Below are 4133 nucleotides of genomic sequence, written 5' to 3'. Positions count from 1 at the left end.
TTGTTTTTATTATACTTTGATTGTTTTGTATGTGTCAAGTTTTATTATACAGGATTATTAGGAAAACGAAAAACAGTTATTACAGAACATTATGTCGATGGATACAAGAGCGATCTTTTTATAAAAGATACGGAGACAATCATCGAAATAAAGAGCGTATTGTCGATGGAAAAAGATGCCAAATTCCCGACAGTATTTTCCGAACGATCACTTGAACAGTTGGAGAAGCTTAAAAAATTGTTACACAAAGGATACACGGTATGGTATATGATAGTCTCTCTAAATCCTTACATAGAATCTGTTAGTATTTCCAAAGATACAACCTTTTACAAAGAGTTATATGGATGTCTTGAGTGTGGCATGAAGATATCTGCATTTGCGTGCCGATTAAAAAACAATGAGGTATTAGTTGTGCACGAAATTCCAGTTCATATGGAGGATTATTATGGATAACAAATCTGCGGTGGCGGTTCTCTTTTCTTCTGATAGTACACCACAATATGAGAAAGATATTTTTAATGTAATCGCTGCGCCTAAAAACGGCGAATATCGATTTAGGTATAAAAAAGAATATATTGATGTAAACTTACTCAATCAATTGACGGAAAAACTCCAACCTGGGGCCAGGGTATTGATAGCCTTTCGCACAAACTCTGCCGACGAAAACAAGCATATTGATCCATTTATTGTTCCAATTCGATGGGCAGAAATAGATGCAATTGAGGAAATAGACCGAATAGTTATATTCAAATTTTTCGTAAAGGATTATCCAACATTCAGTTCCGAGTTTGAGAAAGCATGTAGTTCATATGATGATAATGTCGCATTTGCTAAAAGATACTTTGTAGACAATAATAAGAACAATGTCTTTGTTACAGAGAGCATTCCGGATATAGTTTCAAACACTAATCGCAAAAAATCGGACGATCAAGAACGAGCATGGATTAGGATTATAGAAGCACTGAGTAAATATGAAAAATTCTTCGATAAGATTTTTTTAAAAACAGACAATCAAATTCCGCGAAAAATACAGCGAATCAAAATGAAAGAAAGAAAAGGTTACTCCATCAAAATTGTTCAATTTAATTCAAATGAACATAGTGAAAAAGAAGCAAGTGTTGAAATACAATATGATACAACCATGCTCGTGTCTTCTCATGGAGATAAAGACAGAATTGAATGCAGATATGATATACTGGAATATATCTTTATCCCAAAAAATAAAACAGCCAAAATGAAAACGCAAGTGACTTTTAATGTTCTGTCAGATGATGAAGAGCAGAAAACCAAAATTAGGGTTCCTATAATAATAAAACAATCAGCCTTTATGCCAATTATTAGTGCAATTTTAAGCCTATTAGGCGCTGTCGGTGTTGGCTTGAATGGAGTGCTAAGTTTGTTTATGGATAAAGTGCCGCCAAACACAGGAATTCCTCTATTCGTTGTGGGCTCGATTTTTTTAGCAATAGCTGGTTTTATTTCAAAGAGGGAGTAGTTATGGGAAAATACGATAAATTCATTGAAGCCTTAAATACTTCTTGGGGAAAAGATACTGCATACAGAAAAGATGCGGACAATTGGACAAAGGATAATCCTGCTATCGGCCAGTGTGCAATTACATCACTATTATTCAACGAACTATACGGTGGAACTATTTATAGTGGTGAAACAGACGATGGAATTGTACATTATTGGAATAGAAGGTTTGGAATAAAGCGTGATTTCACAAAACAACAGTTTTCGAATAAATTATGTTTTCATAATATAAAGAAATGGGATCGCGACGAATTGCTTAAGACAGGTAATGTTGCAAAACGTTACGAGATTTTAAGAGAACGCGTCATTAGAATTCTAAATGCTAATGAAAAATGAAATCTGTTTGCGGCAAATCGTATTTTCGTAATAAAAGACGTTGGAACAATGGACGATAAAATAAAATTAACTCCCGAACAGTTGGCAGGACTGCAAGGTTTTCTTCAGAAAAACGATATTACAGCTAACATGACAGTGAAACGTGAATACAATTTCAAAGGAGAAAATGCAAAGGTTTTCAAGAGAGCCAAAGAATTTTTCGGTGAATACTGGCTTGGCAATCTCCGTAAACTCGGCGTCAAACGGAAAATGAAAAACTTCTCCAAAGATCATCCGGTAAACTTTTTGGAGAATGCCGACGCGGACTATTTTTCCGAAGAGATTTCAAAAATCTATACAGATCCCGAAATGCTGAACGAGTACATAGACCGATTTTTTGAAATGTATGAAGAATCGGTTATGCTTGGGCTTGATTGCTATGCAAAATCCGTCGGCAAAGAGGTTGACAGTCTTGCGGATGATGAAATACATAAGGTTGTGGAAAAGGTCGCCGGAGTGATTGACGAGACGCTGATTGAAACGGTTATGCAAGGTCAACAGGTTTCGGAAATTTTCGGAATTTCAAAAAAGATTCCGCAGCACGAAGATTTTTCGGAGCAGTTAAACCAAGACAAAATTAACTTCTACAACAAGTGGACTCATTGCAAGGCCAAGCTCGGCGCACCGCTCTTTTTCAGCGAGTTGTCGGAGGAGGAATCTACAAATATTGAGGGGGTAAAAAACTTTTTTGCAAATAATCCTGCTGAAGAACAGCGGTATATTTTCCTGCGTGATGAATTTGCAAAAACCTTAAACAGCACCGATAAAGAGATATATTACCTTTCTGAAAAAGGACTTACTCAAAAAGAAATTGCCGATCGGCTCGGTTACAAAACCCACAGCGCGGTCAGCAAGCGGATGAAAATAATGAATAAGGATTTCAAAAAGTTCATAGGTTTTGAAAACTGAATAAGTAAAAATCTACGGTGGTGTTCCCGAAAAAGGAGCACCGCCGTTTTTTATATCCAAAAAAATTTTTAAAAACCTAAAAAATTTTTTCAAAACTCAGGAACATTTTTCGTTTTTCGCTTTGTACTGTATATGGATAAAAAGGAAAATATTTTAACCGGGAGGAAACCAAATTGAACGAAACCAGGCAAAGCACAGAAAAAAGATTTTCGGAAGCCGCTTCCGAAAATACGAAAAAACGCGGTCGTCCCACCGTTTACAAGCGTGACCACCTGGAAGGCATAGGCAGAGATTTAGAAATATTTGACGGGCGCACGCACAGAACTCATGTCAACCAATACTACCGTGCCGCTGTATTCGGAATTTTAGAGGAACACAAAGAAATACCCTATCTTGAAGAAATTTTTAAAATAGGTCAGTGCTTATGTATTCAAAAGGATGAAATTATAGAGCAACTCGGACGAATGTATGCACAGGATGGATATAGCGAAGAAACCATCGTGGAGGCGGCAACGCTGGCAGCAAGATTTTATCACAACGGCAACACCGTGAAAGAAATAGCGGCATATTTACGGCGCGTCAGAAAAGTAAAAAGCTGGGATGTTTAATGTATTTCGGAAACCGCTTCCGAAAAGGAATAATATCGGATCGGCTGAAAAGTCGGTCTTTTATTATATAAAATTTCAGAAAAGAGGTAATGCCTATGATTGTATTATTTTAATCCGCAGATTAGCGGCACAGGTTTAGCAAGCACTGAATTTGGGTGCACCAAATTCTACTTGCTTGCAAATGGCATTGCATTAGCAAGCATCGCGTTTGGGTGCACACACCGCAAACACACTTGTTAGGGGTCGCTTTCCGCGCCCCTAAAACCCCAAAAAGAAAGGATGGTAATTATCGAAAAAAGAACAGAGAGAATTAAGTTTTGGTTGACAGATAAGGAGTTAAAGCAAATTGACCGTAAAGCTAAAAGGCTTGGTATGAATCGCTCGGAATATATCCGTTATATCATTGCAAACTGCAAGCTTGTACACACGCCTATCATTGATTATGAGAGCTATTATAACCGGCTTAAATGTATCAGCGATGAGATAAACCACCATTTAATCGTTTTGAATCAAATCGGAACATTGGATGAGCCGCGGTTTAATCGTCTCTGCGAAGACGCAGTCAAAACAGCAAAAGAATTATCTGACGAGCTGACCGAAAAGCTTGACATTGAAATCAAAAAGGCGAAGGAGGTGAACACTTGAGATAATCCTGTATAATAAAACTTGACACATACAAAACAATCAAAGTATAATAAAAACAAA

Annotated in this window: 6 protein-coding genes; all 6 read left to right on the top strand. The window is 37.0% G+C overall.

Features of this window, described 5'->3' with window-relative positions; genetic code table 11:
• A partial coding sequence (locus DW938_RS14205) for a DNA/RNA nuclease SfsA (protein WP_181984471.1) occupies positions 1–453 on the top strand: 453 nt, incomplete at its 5' end.
• Positions 446–1495: a hypothetical protein gene (locus tag DW938_RS14200; RefSeq protein WP_118125565.1), complete on the top strand. Its 1050-nt coding sequence runs from the start codon at positions 446–448 to the stop codon at positions 1493–1495. The genes DW938_RS14205 and DW938_RS14200, both read left to right, overlap by 8 nt.
• 2 nt (positions 1496–1497) lie before the next feature.
• Complete coding sequence (locus tag DW938_RS14195) at positions 1498–1872, top strand: hypothetical protein (protein ID WP_118125563.1); 375 nt, start codon at positions 1498–1500, stop codon at positions 1870–1872.
• A 48-nt stretch (positions 1873–1920) separates the two neighbouring features.
• Positions 1921–2820 carry a hypothetical protein gene (locus tag DW938_RS14190; RefSeq protein WP_118125561.1) on the top strand — a complete coding sequence of 300 codons (900 nt, stop codon included), beginning with the start codon at positions 1921–1923 and terminating at the stop codon, positions 2818–2820.
• A 173-nt stretch (positions 2821–2993) separates the two neighbouring features.
• Positions 2994–3428, top strand: coding sequence for a hypothetical protein (locus DW938_RS14185; protein ID WP_118125560.1), 435 nt, complete (start codon positions 2994–2996; stop codon positions 3426–3428).
• 279 nt (positions 3429–3707) lie between these two features.
• Complete coding sequence (locus tag DW938_RS14180) at positions 3708–4073, top strand: ribbon-helix-helix protein, CopG family (protein WP_118125558.1); 366 nt, start codon at positions 3708–3710, stop codon at positions 4071–4073.
• Positions 4074–4133: the final 60 nt, after the last annotated feature.

Source organism: Ruminococcus sp. AM43-6, assembly GCF_003461785.1.
Classification (GTDB): Bacteria; Bacillota; Clostridia; order Oscillospirales; family Ruminococcaceae; genus Hominimerdicola; species Hominimerdicola aceti.
The sequence above is the reverse complement of the archived record's forward strand: the minus strand, read 5'-3'. Positions and strand labels throughout refer to the sequence as shown.

Bases quoted from the DNA above. Each gene is read 5' to 3' on its own strand.
- DW938_RS14200 (WP_118125565.1), top strand. From the start codon at position 446: ATGGATAACAAATCTGCGGTGGCGGTTCTCTTTTCTTCTGATAGTACA.
- DW938_RS14195 (WP_118125563.1), top strand. From the start codon at position 1,498: ATGGGAAAATACGATAAATTCATTGAAGCCTTAAATACTTCTTGGGGA.
- DW938_RS14180 (WP_118125558.1), top strand. From the start codon at position 3,708: ATGGTAATTATCGAAAAAAGAACAGAGAGAATTAAGTTTTGGTTGACA.
- DW938_RS14190 (WP_118125561.1), top strand. From the start codon at position 1,921: ATGGACGATAAAATAAAATTAACTCCCGAACAGTTGGCAGGACTGCAA.